Source organism: Sphingomonas japonica (assembly GCF_006346325.1).
Lineage (GTDB): Bacteria > Pseudomonadota > Alphaproteobacteria > Sphingomonadales > Sphingomonadaceae > Sphingomonas > Sphingomonas japonica.
The window spans coordinates 2311540-2327209 of record NZ_VDYR01000001.1 but is presented as its reverse complement, the minus strand read 5'-3'; the positions used below and the strand labels follow the sequence as shown (position 1 = coordinate 2327209).

At 66.2% G+C, this 15670-nt stretch carries 15 protein-coding genes; 10 read left to right on the top strand and 5 right to left on the bottom strand.

Annotated elements, in window-relative coordinates; translation table 11 throughout:
• Nucleotides 1-135 precede the first annotated feature (135 nt).
• From dnaK to FHY50_RS11435, 3 genes are all read left to right on the top strand, one after another.
• Entirely contained in the window at nt 136-1998 is a 1863-nt protein-coding gene (gene dnaK, locus FHY50_RS11445; RefSeq protein WP_140230841.1) for a molecular chaperone DnaK, read from the top strand.
• Nucleotides 1999-2171: 173 nt separating this feature from the next.
• Nucleotides 2172-2825: a BON domain-containing protein gene (locus FHY50_RS11440; RefSeq protein WP_140230840.1), complete on the top strand. Its 654-nt coding sequence runs from the start codon at nt 2172-2174 to the stop codon at nt 2823-2825.
• Between the two features lie 43 nt (nt 2826-2868).
• A complete protein-coding gene (locus tag FHY50_RS11435) occupies nt 2869-3489 on the top strand; it encodes an HdeD family acid-resistance protein (RefSeq protein ID WP_166745435.1) in 621 nt (206 codons plus the stop codon).
• 25 nt (nt 3490-3514) lie between these two features.
• Here FHY50_RS11435 and FHY50_RS11430 read toward each other — a convergent pair whose 3' ends face one another.
• Nucleotides 3515-4063 carry a hypothetical protein gene (locus FHY50_RS11430; protein WP_140230838.1) on the bottom strand — a complete coding sequence of 183 codons (549 nt, stop codon included), beginning with the start codon at nt 4061-4063 and terminating at the stop codon, nt 3515-3517.
• Between the two features lie 164 nt (nt 4064-4227).
• Between FHY50_RS11430 and FHY50_RS11425 the strand changes: the two genes are divergently transcribed.
• Entirely contained in the window at nt 4228-4593 is a 366-nt protein-coding gene (locus FHY50_RS11425; RefSeq protein WP_140230837.1) for a DUF5335 family protein, read from the top strand.
• 35 nt (nt 4594-4628) lie between these two features.
• On the opposite strand, the gene FHY50_RS14240 is transcribed toward FHY50_RS11425, so the two are convergent.
• On the bottom strand, nt 4629-4775 hold the full coding sequence (locus FHY50_RS14240; RefSeq protein ID WP_166745434.1) for a hypothetical protein: 147 nt from the start codon (nt 4773-4775) through the stop codon (nt 4629-4631).
• A 73-nt stretch (nt 4776-4848) separates the two neighbouring features.
• Between FHY50_RS14240 and FHY50_RS11420 the strand changes: the two genes are divergently transcribed.
• Nucleotides 4849-6513 (top strand): MFS transporter, encoded by a 1665-nt coding sequence (locus FHY50_RS11420; protein WP_140230836.1) that lies wholly within the window; start codon nt 4849-4851, stop codon nt 6511-6513.
• Between the two features lie 36 nt (nt 6514-6549).
• On the opposite strand, the gene FHY50_RS11415 is transcribed toward FHY50_RS11420, so the two are convergent.
• On the bottom strand, nt 6550-7440 hold the full coding sequence (locus FHY50_RS11415; RefSeq protein ID WP_140230835.1) for a prephenate dehydratase: 891 nt from the start codon (nt 7438-7440) through the stop codon (nt 6550-6552).
• A gap of 122 nt (nt 7441-7562) precedes the next feature.
• Between FHY50_RS11415 and FHY50_RS11410 the strand changes: the two genes are divergently transcribed.
• Nucleotides 7563-8234, top strand: coding sequence for a c-type cytochrome (locus FHY50_RS11410; protein ID WP_140230834.1), 672 nt, complete (start codon nt 7563-7565; stop codon nt 8232-8234).
• 64 nt (nt 8235-8298) lie between these two features.
• On the opposite strand, the gene FHY50_RS11405 is transcribed toward FHY50_RS11410, so the two are convergent.
• Both FHY50_RS11405 and FHY50_RS11400 read right to left on the bottom strand, forming a co-directional pair.
• Nucleotides 8299-9162, bottom strand: a complete 864-nt coding sequence (locus FHY50_RS11405; RefSeq protein WP_140230833.1) for an LOG family protein — start codon at nt 9160-9162, stop codon at nt 8299-8301.
• 44 nt (nt 9163-9206) lie between these two features.
• Nucleotides 9207-9893, bottom strand: coding sequence for an extensin-like domain-containing protein (locus FHY50_RS11400; RefSeq protein ID WP_140230832.1), 687 nt, complete (start codon nt 9891-9893; stop codon nt 9207-9209).
• 150 nt (nt 9894-10043) lie between these two features.
• Here FHY50_RS11400 and FHY50_RS11395 point away from each other — a divergent pair, with 150 nt between their 5' ends.
• The 4 genes from FHY50_RS11395 (at nt 10044) to FHY50_RS11380 (ending at nt 15440) form a co-directional block, all read left to right on the top strand.
• Nucleotides 10044-11210, top strand: a complete 1167-nt coding sequence (locus FHY50_RS11395; RefSeq protein ID WP_140230831.1) for a phosphoserine transaminase — start codon at nt 10044-10046, stop codon at nt 11208-11210.
• A 92-nt stretch (nt 11211-11302) separates the two neighbouring features.
• Entirely contained in the window at nt 11303-12880 is a 1578-nt protein-coding gene (serA, locus tag FHY50_RS11390; RefSeq protein ID WP_140230830.1) for a phosphoglycerate dehydrogenase, read from the top strand.
• A gap of 20 nt (nt 12881-12900) precedes the next feature.
• Entirely contained in the window at nt 12901-13983 is a 1083-nt protein-coding gene (locus FHY50_RS11385; RefSeq protein WP_140230829.1) for an ATP phosphoribosyltransferase regulatory subunit, read from the top strand.
• Nucleotides 13980-15440: a phospholipase D-like domain-containing protein gene (locus tag FHY50_RS11380; RefSeq protein WP_337250274.1), complete on the top strand. Its 1461-nt coding sequence runs from the start codon at nt 13980-13982 to the stop codon at nt 15438-15440. Before FHY50_RS11385 ends, FHY50_RS11380 begins: the two co-directional genes overlap by 4 nt.
• Nucleotides 15441-15670 lie beyond the last annotated feature (230 nt).

Sequence of the window (15670 nt, the reverse complement as noted above, 5' to 3'; positions counted from 1 at the left end):
CCTTGAGTTGTGGAGCGGCGCTGGCCCTGCAAAACCCTAGGAGGATGCTCACGCGTCGGCGTTGACGATCGTCAACGCACCGCGAACCACTTTGCCTGACCCTGCCTCCCGAAGTCCGCGCAACAGGAGGCGAACATGGCAGGCAAGGTGATCGGCATCGACCTCGGCACAACCAACAGCTGCGTGGCGGTGATCGACGGCGGCAAGGCGACCGTGATCGAGAATGCCGAAGGCGGGCGCACGACGCCGTCGGTGGTCGCTTTCGGCAAGAATGGCGAGATCCTCGTCGGCCAACCGGCCAAGCGCCAGGCGGTCACCAATCCGGAGAACACCATCTATGCGATCAAGCGGCTGATCGGTCGCCGCTATGACGATCCGGTCGTTGCCAAGGACAAGGCGCTCGTCCCCTACAAGATCGTCAAGGGCAAGAACGGCGATGCTTGGGTCGAGGCTCAGGGCAAGACCTATTCGCCCGCGCAGATATCGGCCTTTGTCCTGACCAAAATGAAAGAAACCGCCGAGGCCTATCTGGGCGAGACAGTTACCCAGGCGGTCATCACCGTCCCCGCCTATTTCAACGATGGCCAGCGCCAGGCGACCAAGGACGCCGGCAAGATTGCTGGCCTTGAGGTGCTGCGCATCATCAACGAGCCGACCGCAGCGGCGCTCGCCTACGGGCTGGAGAAGAAGGGGGAAGGACAGATCGCGGTCTATGACTTGGGCGGCGGCACCTTCGACGTATCGATCCTCGAGATCGGCGACGGCGTGTTCGAGGTGAAGGCCACCAATGGCGACACCTTTCTGGGTGGTGAGGATTTCGACAAGCGCATCGTCGACTGGCTCGCCGACACGTTCAAGAACTCCGACGGCATTGACCTGCGACAAGACCGGCTGGCCCTGCAGCGGCTGCGCGAAGCGGCCGAAAAGGCCAAGGTCGAGCTCTCCTCGACGCTGGAGACCAGGATCAACCTGCCCTTCGTCACCGCCGATGCGACCGGGCCGCGCCACCTAGACATCCCCCTCAATCGCGCCAAGCTCGAGGAACTGGTCGACGATCTCGTCCGGCGCACCGAGCCACCGTGCAAGGCGGCCATGGACGACGCCAAGCTCAAGGCTGCCGATATCGAGGAGGTGGTGCTCGTCGGCGGCATGACGCGCATGCCTAGGGTCCAGCAAAGCGTACAGCATACTTTCGATCGCGAACCGAGCAAGGGCGTGAACCCGGACGAGGTCGTAGCGATCGGCGCCGCGATCCAGGCAGGCGTGCTGCAGGGCGACGTCGAGGACGTGCTGCTGCTCGACGTGACGCCGCTGAGCCTCGGCATCGAGACGCTGGGAGGCGTGTTCACGCGCATGATCGATCGCAACACCACGATCCCGACGAAGAAGTCGCAGACTTATTCGACCGCCGACGACAATCAGCAGGCGGTGACCATCCGTGTCTTTCAGGGCGAACGCGAAATGGCGGCGGACAACAAGCTGCTCGGTCAGTTCGACCTGGTCGGCATCCCGCCGGCGCCGCGCGGCGAGCCGCAGATCGACGTGACGTTCGACATCGACGCCAACGGCATCGTCAACGTCAGTGCCAAGGACAAGGGCACCGGCAAGGAGCAGCAGATCCGCATCCAGGCGTCGGGCGGACTCAGCCAGGCGGACATCGAACGCATGGTCAGGGAAGCGCAGCAGCATGCCGAGGAAGACCGCAAGCGCCGCGCCCTGGTCGAAGCGCGCAACCAAGCGGAGAGCGCGATCGCGAGCGTCGAGCGTACGCTTGCAACCGGCAACGGCGAGCAGGCGGCACGCGCCGCGGTCGAACAGGCAGTGGCCGATGTCCGCACCGCGCTCGCTGGAGATTCGCCGGCGGACCTCGAGGCCAAGACCACTACGCTGATGCAGCTCGCCCTGACGCTAGACCAGCCCGCCGCCGAGCCGTCACCGCAACACCCACCCGAAGACGGCGTGGTCGATGCCGAGTTCGAGGAGGTTCCGGGCAGCTGACATCTGGCCGGCGACCATCAGGGCCGATCGTGCTCCCGCGCGAAGCCGGGCTCTCCGGTGCAGACCGGAGAGCCCTTTTCTTTGTCGCGCAACGCATCGCCTGACGATCGTCAAGGCAAGGTCCGCAAACGAGGGATACGCCATGACCTTCTACCCTCTGAAGGAGACGTACCATGGCAACCGACGGTGACATCAAGCGCGACGTGGAAGCCGAACTCAAATGGGATCCGGATATCGACGCAACAGACATCGGCGTTTCGGTCAAGGACGGCGTCGTCACCCTGACCGGCTTCGTTCGCAGCTACAGCCAGAAATATGAAGCCGAGCGCGCCGCCAAGAAAGTGAAGGGCGTTCGCGGCGTCGCCAACGATATCGAGGTCAAGCTGCCGTCGCTCAACGAGCGTGCCGACCCCGAAATCGCCCGCGACGCCGTCGAGGCGCTGGCACGCGAGCTTCCCTATTCGTCGCAGCACATCAAGGTGACCGCCCGCAACGGCTGGATCACGCTGGAGGGCAGTGTCGACTGGAAGTTCCAGAGCCAGCGCGCGGAGGACGCCGTGCGCCGGATCAAGGGGCTCAAGGGCGTCATCAACTCGATCAAGGTGAAGCCGCTCGTGTCCCCGACCGAAGTCAAGGGGAAGATCGAAGACGCGCTGAAGCGCGCCGCCACACTCGACGCGCAGCGGATCACGGTCGAGGCCAGCGGCGGCGACGTCATCCTGCGCGGGACCGTGCGGTCCTGGGCGGAACGGAAGGAAGCCGAACGCGCCGCCTGGCGGGCGCCGGGCGTGTCCCATGTCGACAACCGGATCACGATCGTACCGTGATGCACTGACCAGCGCATCGCCCATTGGATGAAGGAGAATGCAGATGGCTACGGCCCTTTACCGGATGCTCGACCCGGGCAGGCGTAACGATCGCATCGCCGGTCTCTGGTGGGCGATGGCGTTGCGCGGTGTCGGCGCGATCGTGCTGGGGACGCTGGCGGCGCTCTGGCCGGACATCACGCTGCTGGTGCTCGCCGGGATATTCGCGGTCTATTGCGCGGTGGACGCCGTCTTCTCGATCATTCTGGCGGTTCGCGGGGCGCGACGGAACGAGCGTTGGGGATGGTCGGCGCTGCACGGCGTCGTCGCCTTGGCCACCGCGGTGCTGGCCGTCTTTTACCCCGGACTGACCATTCTTGCCTTCGTGGTCCTGCTCACCGCCTGGGCATTGTTGAGCGGGGTCGCATCGATCGTCGGCGCTTTTAGGTTGAAGGGCGATCACGGCCGGGGCTGGATGATCGCCGCGGGTGGCATCTCGCTGGCGCTCGGCGTGCTGCTGCTGTTGTTTCCGCAGATCGGCATCTTCACGCTCAGCTGGATGATCGCATTCCAGGGCTGGCTGGCCGGATCGATACTGCTTTCGGTCGCCTACAAGCTGCGCCTGCGCGATGCCGAACGCGTCGCGCGCGGCGATCATCGCCCGCATGAGCCTGTCTCGCCCTGAGACCCCGGCCGCAATCCGCCCGACGCTACTTCGCCGGGCGGCCCTTGCGATCGGGAGCACGCCGTTGCGCGAGCACACCCAAGCCATCGATCACGGCCTGCGCCGACAGGCTCTTATAAAGCAGCGCGAAACCCTGCATGATCCCTAGATAATCGTCATGCCGGGAGGCGAAGCTGTCCGCCATCTGCAGCAGGCCGGGATTCTCATCGAGCAGTGTCTGGGTAGCCAGCCGCACGAACTGCGCCTCGCCGCACTCGCCCGCCAGCGCGGCGATCGCATCGCGCGTTTCGGGCGTGATGCGGGGCAGCGGACGGCCGCGCTCGCGCGCGCTAAGCCAGAGGATGCGATAGAACATTGCAAATCCCGAGAGAATGCGTTCCGAATCGCCGACATCCCGCGCGCTGCGCATGGCCATCTCGAGATAGTGCGGATTGTGCGCGAGCAGCTCGTCGAGCAGCTCGGCCATGCAGGCCTCGGGGCCGATCTCATCGAAATCCCGCGCGACGCGTTCCCATAGACGCTCGTCGATCAGCGGCAGATCGCCCGATGCGCCGCCCATTTCAGTCGTAGTCATGCCTTGTGGCTAGGCATGTTCGGCCGTGTCGGCAACTGCGCCGCGGCGATCGCCAATTACGGGTTGCCCGCCCGCTGGATCGGCCGGTCGCGTTGACGCTCGTCAAGGCATGCGCGGCGCTAGCGTTCCATCACTATGCGATCACCCTGTCAAAGGAGGCTCACATGGCGATTCACCGCATTGATCGGCGCGGCTGGCACGACTTTTTCAGCGTTTTCACGCGCGGACCGGTCGGCAAGCGAGCCGAGATCGAAGTGGCGTCGCTCGATCTGGGGGACCAGATCGTGGCAGAATGGCTGCCGCTGCTGGGGATCAGCTACGATCATAAGAGCGACATGGTGTCGATTGCGCTCGAAGGCGTGGATCACCTGATCCGATCGCCCCGCGAAATCCATGCCGACTATGTGACCGACTCGCTGCTCGCCCTGCATATCGTCGATGGCGAGGATCGGCACCAGATCGTGCGCTTCGCAGATCCGATCGCGCTTCCAGCACCTGCGGACGCGGAGCAGGCGAAGGCCGGGACATGATGATGCGGCAACGGCATATCCGGGGAGGGGCTCTGTCAGAATGTCCAGAACCAGTTGGCGCCGCCGCTCTTCGGATCAACCTCGAACGCCATCTCGTCGACCACCAGACCTTCATGCAACGGCGCTGCCTGCAAGGACCGAACCGCATCGTGTGGGGACGAGTTCGCGTCAACTGACAGCATCGCCACTTCCCACTCGACGTCGCGGCGCGATGCGGCGATGATACCGCAAGATGATCGGTGAATTGGGGGCGGGATGACGGCGACGCAACAGGGGTTGCCGATGGGGCATTCCGCGGCAGGCAGGCAGCGGCTGGTCATCGCCGCGTCGTCGCTCGGCACCGTTTTCGAATGGTATGATTTCTACCTCTATGGCCTGCTCGCGACGTACATCACCGCGCAGTTCTTTTCGGGCGTCAACGAAACCACCGGCTTTATCCTAGCGCTCGCCGCCTTTGCCGCGGGGTTCGCGGTGCGGCCGTTCGGCGCGCTGGTGTTCGGGCGGATCGGCGACCTGGTCGGGCGCAAGAATACCTTTCTGGTAACAATGGGGCTGATGGGCCTGTCGACCTTCGCGGTCGGGTTGCTGCCGAGCTACGCGTCGATCGGCGTGGCGGCGCCGTTCATCCTCGTGGCGCTGCGGCTGATCCAGGGACTGGCGCTGGGCGGCGAATATGGCGGGGCGGCGACCTACGTCGCCGAGCATGCACCGCCGGGCAAGCGCGGCTTCTACACCAGCTGGATCCAGACCACCGCGACGATGGGGCTGTTCGCGGCGCTGCTGGTGGTGATCGGCCTGCGCACGGCGATGGGCGAGGAGAGCTTTGCGGCGTGGGGCTGGCGCGTGCCGTTCCTGATCTCGATCCTGCTGCTCGGCGTGTCGTTGTGGATTCGGCTTCAGCTCGCGGAAAGTCCGGTGTTTCAGAAGATGAAGGACGAAGGCACCACGTCCAAGGCTCCGCTCACCGAAGCGTTCGGGCGCTGGAGCAACGCCAAATGGGTCCTGATCGCGCTGTTCGGTGCAGTCGCGGGGCAGGGGGTGGTCTGGTATACCGGGCAGTTCTACGCGCTGTTTTTCCTGGAAAAGACGATGCGCGTCGACGGTGCGACCGCCAATATCCTGATCGCCATCGCGCTGGCGATCGGCACGCCGTTTTTCGTATTCTTCGGCTGGCTGTCGGACAGGATCGGGCGCAAGCCGATCATCCTCACCGGCTGTGCGCTGGCGGCGGTGCTGTATTTCCCGCTGTTCGGCGCGCTGATCGGTGCCGCCAACCCGGCGCTGGCGCGCGCCAGTGCGACCGCGCCGATCACTGTCGTGGCGGACCCGGGCGAATGCTCGTTCCAGTTCGACCCGGTGGGGCGCAACCGCTTCGACGCGACCAGCTGCGACATCGCCAAGGCCTATCTCGCCAAAGGCGGGCTCGATTATGCCAATGTCGCCGCGCCGCCGGGGACGCTGGCGGAAATTCGGATCGGATCGACGGTGATCGCGGCGCCCGATCCGAGCCAGGTGAGCGGCCCGCCGCGCGCGGCCGCTGTCACCGCGTTCCAAGGCGATGTGAGTGCCGCCCTGGCGGCGGCCGGCTATCCCGCCCGCGCCGACCCGGCGCAGATCGACCGCGTCACGGTGGTGGCGATCCTGACCGCGCTCGTGCTGCTGGTGACGATGGTTTACGGCCCGATCGCGGCATTGCTGGTCGAATTGTTTCCCAGCCGCATCCGCTATACGTCGATGTCGCTGCCCTATCATATCGGCAATGGCTGGTTCGGCGGCTTCCTGCCCACCGTCGCCTTCGCGATGGTCGCGGCGACCGGCGATATCACCTATGGCCTGTGGTATCCGGTGACGGTGGCGGCGATGACGCTGATCGTCGGGCTGCTGTTCCTGCCGGAGACGTTTCGCCGGAATCTCGATTAGCGACGGGGCGGGCCGGTGCGGCTCGCGAACCCACCATTATCCGCGTTTGCGCGCCTGGCGGTAGCTGCCGAGCAGCCGCACCCATTTCGAATGGAAGCGCAGTTCGTCGAGCGCGCGATCGACGGCGGGATCGCCGGGCTGCCCCTCGATATCCGCGAAGAACTCGGTAGCGGCAAAGCTGCCGCCGCGCTGATAGCTTTCAAGCTTGGTCATGTTGACGCCATTGGTCGCGAACCCGCCCATCGCCTTGTACAGCGCGGCGGGAACGTTCTTCACCTCGAACACCAGGGTCGTCATTACCGGCCCGTCCAGCGGCCGCGCGGACGCGGCGCGCGCGAGTACGACGAAGCGCGTCATGTTGGTGCCGGGATCGCTCGCATCCTCTTCGAGCAGGGCGAGCCCGTACAAGGCGGCGGCGGCGGGCGGCGCGAGCGCGGCCAGAGCCGGATCGCCGCGCTCGGCGACCAGTGCCGCGGCACCGGCCGTGTCGGGATAGGCGACCGGGCGGATCGCGTGCGCGCGCAGCCAGTGGCGGCATTGGCCGAGCGCCTGGGGATGGCTCATCGCTTCCCGGACGTCGCCGCGCGCGCCGCATCCCATCAGCGCGTGGCGGATGGCGAGGAAATGCTCGCCGGTGATGACCAGGCCGGATTCGGGCAGCAGGAAATGGATATCGGCGACGCGGCCATGCAGCGAATTTTCGATCGGTATGATCGCGCAATCGGCGCGGCCGGCCTGCACCGCGTCGATCGCATCAGCAAAATCGAAGCATGGCAGCGGCAGGCCGCGCGGAAATGCTTCGGTCGCGGCGACATGGCTGTTCGCTCCGGGAGCGCCCTGGAACGCCACCGCGCGGGCCGGCTCGGTGGCTGCCGCCGCGATCATCCGGGCCACGATGGGACGGGCGGGGGCGGCGAAATTGTCCATGGAGCGGCGCGCTTATCGGGCCGGAGCCTTCGTTGCAAGCGCGCCCGGCGCTGCTTGCGATGCAGCAAAACGCCCCCTAAAGGACTGCTCGAATCCCTTATTGGCGAGATATCGGCACTTTCATGGACAATCGCACCAACACTATCGCAGGCTGGGCACTGGCCGGCTGCGCCGCGGCCCTTGGACTTTCGATCGTGAGCGGCATGGTGTTCGAAAGCGAACGCCCCGAGAAGATGGGTTATCCGATCGAAGGCGTGGTCGAGGAAGGCGAGGGCGGTGCCGCCGAAGTGCCGATCGCGACGCTGCTCGCCAGCGCCGATCCCGCCGCGGGCGAAAAAGTGTTCTCAAAATGCGCGTCGTGCCATTCGATCAACCAGGGCGGCGCCAACGGCATCGGCCCGAACCTGTACGGCGTGCTCGGCAAGCCGCACGGCCACGCCGCCGGCTTCGCCTATTCCGACGCGATCAAGAGCATCGCCGGAAACTGGGACTTCGAATCGATGAGCGCGTGGCTGACCAGCCCGCGCAAATACGCGCCCGGCACCAAGATGAGCTTTGCCGGACTGTCGAACCCGGAAGAGCGCGCCAACGTGATCGCGTATCTCAATTCGCAGGGCTCGAACCTGCCGCTTCCCGCCGCGCCTGCGGCCGATGCGGCGGCGACGCCTTCGGAGGACGCGGCGATCGCCAATGCCACCGACGGCCAGCAGACCGGCGATCTGGAAAATGTCGCGACCCCGGCGCCCGGCGCGCCGTCGCAGGATCCGGCAGCGGCCGAGGAAGCTCCCGAATAATTTCGCCGCCGTGCGACGACGTGAAGGGCGCCTCGCGGGGCGCCCTTTTGCGTTGCGCCTGCGCTCAGTCCCTGTCGGCGTAGAAGTCCTGGATGATCTGCCACCCCTCTTCGGCGGTATCGACGAAGGTGATGAGGTCGAGGTCGCGCGGGCTGATCACGCCTTCCTCGCACAGCGCATCGAAATCGACGACGCGGTTCCAGAAGTCGCGGCCATAGAACAGCACCGGGATGCGCTCGATCTTGCCGGTCTGGATCAGCGTCAGCAGCTCGAACGATTCGTCGAACGTGCCGAACCCGCCGGGAAACACCGCGACCGCGCGTGCGCGCAGCAGGAAGTGCATCTTCCTGAGCGCAAAATAATGGAACTGCATCGACAGCGATGGCGTCACATACGGGTTAGGTGCCTGCTCGTGCGGCAGGACGATGTTGAGCCCGACCGATTCGGCGCCGACATCCTCGGCGCCGCGATTGGCGGCCTCCATGATCGACGGCCCGCCGCCCGAGCAAACCACGAAATGCCGGTCGCCGCTTTCGTCCCTCGGAAAATTGCTGGCGAGCTGCGCGAGCTTGCGTGCCTCGTCATAATATTTCGACTTCTCCACCAGCCGCTCGGCGATGCGGCGCGATTGCGCGTCGGTGGCCAGGTCGAGCAACGCCTGCGCCTTGGCCGGTTCGGGAATCCGCGCCGATCCGTAGATGACCAGCATCGACGCGATCTTCGCTTCATCGAGCAGCAGCGACGGCTTGAGCAGCTCGAGCTGGAAGCGCACCGGGCGCAGATCTTCGCGCAGCAGGAAGTCCATGTCCTGAAAGGCGAGGCGATAGGCCGGATGCTCGGTCTGCGGGGTATGCGTGCCTTCGCGGACGGTGGCAGCATCTTCGTCGGCGCGGCGAAATACCCGCGACGGAACCTTGGTTTCCTTCATCGGCGCTGGCCTAGCCCATCCCTGTGACAAGCGAAAGCTGCGCGTCAGCGGCAGAAAGCCTTGCCGCCCAGGTCGAGGTGGAGATGGTTGTAATGCGCCGAATTATAGTCGGGGCTGAGCACGGTGGTGAAGCGTTTGCACGCCGATGCGCGGATCGTGCGCAGGAACGCGCGCTCCTGCGGCGATCCGTTCCAGCCGTCCTCGATGCTCACCCGGCGGCCGTCGCGCAGCACGAATACCGCGACATCGACGGCATTGGCCAGGCCATGCTGCGAGATGCGGCCGGCTGAGCCCGCGCCGCCGCCGACGATGCCGCGGCACGAATAGGTGCCCATGCTCTCGACCCGCACCAGTTCGCTGCCCAGCATCTGCAGCGCGGCGGGTGCGACGCCGCCCCGCACCCAACCGGTGAAGGCGCGCGCCAGCGGACAGCGCATCGATTTGAGGTTCGCGACCGGCACGCCGATGTCGAGCAACTGCACCGCGCCGATGACCAGGCAGCCGCCGCCATAGTCGCGGTCGGGCAAGGTGCGATACTCGATCCGGTCGCGACCGAGATCGGCGTAGCATTGCCGGGTTTCCGCGCTCGGGCGCGAGGGCAGCGACACCGGGCCCGACGCCCTCGGCGTGACCCGCGCGGGACGCTCGTCGCGGTCACTGCCGCCGAACAGGCAGCCCGAAAGCAGGAGCGGGAGGGCAAGGATCGCGGAAATACAGGTCCGGGTACGCATCGGACCGGTGTAGCGAGGCGTTCGTTAACCATCGCCTAAGCGCGGCTCGCTTCGCCGCGCCCAGCTTGACTCCGGTCGCATCGCCGCTAGGTGCGGCGACGGGCCACGCGGTCCCAACGCCGCGCGCGCTCTCTGTGAGGAGAGACTGACATGACCGATCCCCGTTCCGCCGACGCCGCAGTTGCGTCTGCAAGACCCGCCACAAAGCCGGCCAAAAAGCCTCAGCGCCCCCATTTTTCCAGCGGCCCCTGCGCCAAACCGCCCGGCTGGTCGCCTGACAGGCTCGACACAAGCGTGCTCGGCCGTTCGCATCGCTCGAAGCTCGGCAAGAGCCGTCTGCAACACGCGATCGACCTCACGCGCGAAGTGCTGCAGGTGCCTGACACTCACCGCATCGGCATCGTTCCCGCGTCCGACACCGGCGCGGTCGAGATGGCGATGTGGTCGATGCTGGGCGCGCGCCCGGTATCGGTGCTGGCGTGGGAAAGCTTCGGCGAGGGCTGGGTAACCGACGCGGTCAAGCAGCTGAAGATCGAGCCGACCGTGATGAAGGCGGACTATGGCGACATCGTCGACCTGACCACCGTCAACCCCGATCATGACGTGATCTTCACCTGGAACGGCACCACCAGCGGCGTGCGCGTGCCCAACGGCGACTGGATCGCCGATGATCGTCAGGGGCTGACCTTTGCCGACGCCACTTCCGCCGTGTTCGCGATGGAAATGCCGTGGGACAAGCTCGATGTGACCACCTTTTCCTGGCAGAAGGTCATGGGCGGCGAAGGGGGGCACGGCGTGCTGATCCTGTCCCCGCGCGCGGTCGAGCGGCTGGAGAGCTATACCCCCGCCTGGCCGATGCCCAAGATCTTCCGCATGACGAAGTCGGGCAAGCTGATCGACGGAATCTTCAAGGGCGAGACGATCAACACCCCGTCGATGCTGGCGGTCGAGGATTATATCTTCGCGCTCGAATGGGCACGGGGGATCGGCGGGCTCAATGCGCTGATCGCGCGGTCGACCGCCAATGCCACTGCGCTCGGCCGGATCGTCGAGGCGCGTGATTGGCTCGGGCATCTCGCGACCGATCCGGCGACGCGGTCGAACACCAGCGTATGCCTTACCGTCGAGGGCGCCGACGAGGCACTGATCAAGAAGATGGCGGCGCTGCTCGAGGGCGAGGACGCGGCGTACGACGTCGCCGGCTATCGCGACGCGCCGCCCGGCTTGCGCATCTGGTGCGGCGCCACAGTCGATACTGCCGACATCGAGGCGCTCGGCCCTTGGCTCGATTGGGCATACGCCCAGGCCACCGCCTGAATCATCGTGCTCCGGCGCAGGTCGGAGCATTGGCCACCAACGGATGTCCGTAACCCAGTGCTCCGGCCGTCGCCGGAGCCCGGAGAAGCAAAATGCCCAAAGTCCTCATTTCCGACAAGATGGATCCTAAGGCCGCGCAGATCTTTCGCGAGCGCGGCGTCGAGGTCGACGAGATCACCGGCAAGACCCCCGAAGAGCTGATGGCGATGATCGGCGACTATGACGGCCTCGCGATCCGCTCCTCGACCAAGGTGACCAAGGCGATCCTCGAGCACGCCACCAACCTCAAGGTGATCGGCCGCGCCGGGATCGGCGTCGACAATGTCGACATCCCCGCGGCGTCGGCCAAGGGCGTTGTCGTGATGAACACCCCGTTCGGCAATTCGATCACCACCGCCGAACACGCGATCGCGCTGATGTTCGCGCTTGCCCGGCAGCTGCCCGAAGCCGACGCCTCGACCCAGGCCGGCAAGTGGGAGAAGAACCGCTTCATGGGCGTCGAGCTGACGTCGAAGACGCTTGGGCTGATCGGCGCGGGCAATATCGGCTCGATCGTCGCCGACCGCGCGCGCGGCCTGAAGATGAAGGTGATCGCCTTCGATCCGTTCCTCACCCCCGAACGCGCGATCGAGATGGGCGTCGAGAAGGTCGAGCTCGACCAGCTGCTCGCCCGCGCCGATTTCATCACGCTGCACACCCCGCTCACCGAGCAGACTCGCAATATCCTCAGCCGCGAGGCGCTGGCGAAGACCAAGAAGGGCGTGCGCATCATCAATTGCGCGCGCGGCGGGCTGATCGACGAAGCCGCGCTCAAGGACGCGCTCGACAGCGGCCAGGTCGCAGGCGCGGCGCTCGACGTGTTCGTCGAGGAACCGGCCAAGGCGTCGCCGCTGTTCGGCACCCCCGGTTTCGTCTCGACTCCGCATCTGGGTGCCTCGACCAGCGAGGCGCAGGTCAATGTCGCCATCCAGGTCGCCGAGCAGATGGCCGATTTCCTCGTCAATGGGGGCGTCACCAACGCGCTCAACATGCCGAGCCTGTCGGCCGAGGAAGCGCCGCGATTGAAGCCGTACATGGCGCTCGCCGAAAAGCTGGGCAGCCTGGTCGGCCAGCTTGCGCACGGTGCGCTCGACCAGATCTCGATCGAAACCGAGGGCGCCGCCGCCGAACTCAACCAGAAGCCGATCGTCGGCGCGGTGCTCGCCGGGTTGATGCGGGTCCATTCGGACACCGTGAACATGGTCAATGCGCCGTTCCTCGCCAGGGAACGCGGGCTCGACATCCGCGAGATCCGCCACGAACGCGAAGGCGTGTACCACACGCTGCTGCGCGTCACCGTGCGTACCCAGGCGGGCGACCGCTCGGTCGCGGGTACCTTGTTCGGCAACGAAGCGCCGCGGCTCGTCGAGCTGTTCGGGATCAAGGTCGAGGCCGATCTCGACGGCGACATGCTCTATGTCGTCAACGAGGATGCGCCCGGCTTCATCGGCCGGATCGGCACGACACTGGGTGAAAGCGGCGTCAACATCGGCACCTTCCACCTCGGTCGCCGCGATGCCGGTGGCGAAGCGGTGCTGCTGCTGTCGGTCGACGAGGCGGTGACGCCCGACCTGATCGCCAGGGTGCGCGCGCTGCCCGGCGTGAAAACGGTGATGGCGCTGAAGTTCTGACGGGATATAGGGGGCCGGGTATGACCGGCCTCCTCCCCGAAGGGTTCCACGATCGCCTGCCACCGCTCGCCGACGCCGCCGCCCGGCTCGAGCGGCGCGTGCTCGATGTTGCGCATGGCCATGGCTATGAGCAGGTCGATCCGCCGCTCGCCGAGTTCGAGAACGCGCTGTCGCGGCGGCTCAAGGCCGGGCGGGCCACCGATGCGGTACGCTTCGTCGATCCGGTGTCGCAGCGCAGCCTGGCGATCCGACCCGACATGACCGCGCAGGTCGGGCGCATTGCCGCGACGCGCATGGCGCATCACCCTCGGCCGCTGCGCCTGTCCTATGCCGGGGTGGTGCTCAAGCTGCGCGCGAGCGAGCTGCGCCCGGCCCGCGCGACGCGCCAGATCGGTTGCGAGCTGATCGGACTCGACAGCGTGGTCGCCGCGCGCGAGATCGTCGGCGTCGCGATCGAGGCGCTGGCGGCGGCGGGCGTGGTCGGGCTGTCGGTCGATTTCACGCTGCCCGACCTGGTCGATGCGATCGGCAGCGGCGCGTCCGACGATCTGCGCGACCGGCTCGATGCCAAGGACGCGGCCGGCGTCGCCGCGATCGATCGCGCCTATCTGCCGCTGATCGAGGCGGCCGGCCCGTTCGCCGAGGCGATCGCGCGGCTGCGCTCGGGCACGCACGCAGGCGCGCTTGCGACCCGGCTCGACGGGCTGGAGGCGATCGCGCAGGCGCTGCCCGGCGAAGTTGCGCTCACCCTCGATCCGACCGAGCGTCACGGCTTCGAATATCAAAGCTGGCTCGGCTTCTCGATCTTCGCGCGCGGTATTGCGGGTGAGATCGGCCGCGGCGGCAGCTATGCCGTGGTCCATGAATCGGGCGCCGAAGAGCCTGCGATCGGCTTTTCGCTGTTTCCCGACGCCATTCTCGACGCCGGACTGGCGGGCGGCGAGCGGCGGCGGCTGTTCGTGCCGCTGGGCACCGATCCACAGCGATCGGCTGCGCTGCGCCGCGACGGCTGGGTCACGGTTGCGGCGCTGACCGCCGACGACAGTCCGCAGGCGCAATTGTGCACGCACCGCCTGAGCAGCGAAGGGCCCGTCGCGATTTGACCAATTCCCCCGATCCCGGCGCTTGGCGCACCGAACATGCCGACAAGGCGGCCGTGATCGTCGATGCCCAGGAATATTACCGTCGTGCGCGCCGCGCGATGATGAATGCGCGTGAACAGCTCATGCTGATCGGCTGGGATTTCGACACACGCATCTGGCTCGATCCGTCCAAGCCCGATGACGGTGCGCCGTGGAAGCTGGGGCCGTTCATTTCGTGGCTGGCGGACAATCGCCCCGATCTGCAGATCAACATCCTGACCTGGGGGGTCGGCGCCGCCAAGCTGGTCGGACGCGGCACGACGCTGTTCCGCCTGGCAAAATGGGCCTCGTCGCCTCAGATCACCTTTCAGGTCGACAAGAACCATCCGACCGGCGCCAGCCACCACCAGAAAATCGTGGTGATCGACGACAGCCTCGCCTTTTGCGGCGGCATCGACATGACCGCAGCGCGCTGGGACACGCGCGAGCATCGCGACCGCGACGACCGGCGCAGGCGCCCCTTCACGCGGCGGCGCTATATGCCGTGGCACGACGCGACGATGGCGCTCGAAGGCGATGTCGCCAAGGCGCTGGGCGAACTGGCGCGCGACCGCTGGAAACTGGCAAGCGGGGTGACGCTGCCGGTCCCGCACGCGCATGACGGCGTATGGATCGACGGGTTCGAACCGCACTTCACCGACGTCCCGGTTACCATCGCCCGCACTCGCGGCGAAACCGACACCCTGCCCCAGATCCGCGAGATCGAGGCGCAATTCGTGGCGATGATCCGGGATGCCAGGCGCTTCGCCTATATCGAGACGCAATATTTCGCCTCGCGCGCCATTGCCGAAGCGATCGCCGCGCGGCTCGACGAGGCCGACGGCCCCGAATTCGTGCTCGTCAATCCCAAGGTCGCCGATGGCTGGCTGGAGGAGTTCGTGATGGGTGCGGCGCGCGCCGCGCTGATCGAGGAACTCGGCAAGCGCAAGCATTCCGAGCGGCTTCGCATCTTCACGCCGGTGACCACGCATGGCGCGGACATCTACGTCCATGCCAAGATCATGATCGTCGATGACGCGGTGCTGCGCGTCGGATCGGCAAATATGAACAATCGATCGATGGGGCTCGACAGCGAATGCGACGTCACGATCGAGGCGCGGCCCGCCTCGGACCACGACGGCGCGGCGCGCGCGACGATCGCCGCCATACGCACCGACCTCATGGCCGAACATCTCGGCGTCGATCCTGAAGCGGTGGAGCAGCATTATGCGAAGACCGGCTCGCTGATCGCGACGATCGATGCGCTACGCGGATCGGGGCGAACACTGGTGCCGTTCGTGCCGCCGGATATCACCGAGTTCGAGACCGCCGTCGCCGACAGCCAGTCGCTCGATCCCGAGCATCCCGAACAGGCGTTCGAACCGGCCGCAAAACGCCGCCTGCTGCGCCGCCTCAAGCGTACGCGCCGCCGCCGCTAGAGGATTTATCGGATAAAATGGCTCGTTAGCGCTACCAATGATCTGGTATCGGCGCTTTCGTACTGGTAGCGTCCGATCGCGACCCCGCGAGGCCGCACTTGCCCGATTGCCAAACTCCTGGCAATTGTCTGAGTATAATCCGGAGAGGGAAGAGGGTAGTGCTCGCTGTCGATAGGACCTTGGCGTTTACGATCGCTGCGACACCGTTCGGATTATGCGACCGACCGCAT